The sequence below is a fragment of the Methylobacterium sp. AC315 genome (genome assembly GCF_979253755.1).
Genome location: NZ_CEEDEA010000154.1, coordinates 1 through 234 on the forward strand (window position 1 = coordinate 1; position 234 = coordinate 234).

1 protein-coding gene is annotated in these 234 nt (G+C 68.8%); it reads left to right on the top strand.

Annotation, left to right across the window (positions count from 1 at the left end):
* The coding region (locus AC0IY0_RS29085) for an ABC transporter ATP-binding protein C-terminal domain-containing protein (RefSeq protein ID WP_471766519.1) at positions 1-140 on the top strand (140 nt) is incomplete at its 5' end.
* Positions 141-234: the final 94 nt, after the last annotated feature.

A 234-nucleotide genomic window follows, 5' to 3' on the forward strand; every position in this document is an offset into this window, starting at 1 on the left:
TGGAGGTGGTGATGCCGCTGGTTGACCGCGCCGTAGTGCGCCACCTCGGCAGCGTCCGGGCTCAGGGCCTGCCGGCCGCTGTGGTCCGGGATGACGGCGTCATCACCGCCTATCTGGGGGAGCGCCACCGTGCTGCTTGAGGTCAATGAACTCTCCACGGCCTAGCAGGGCCTGCTGGCGATCCAGGGAGTTTCGCTCCGCGTGGCCGAAGGCGAGATTGTCGTCGTGGCCGGC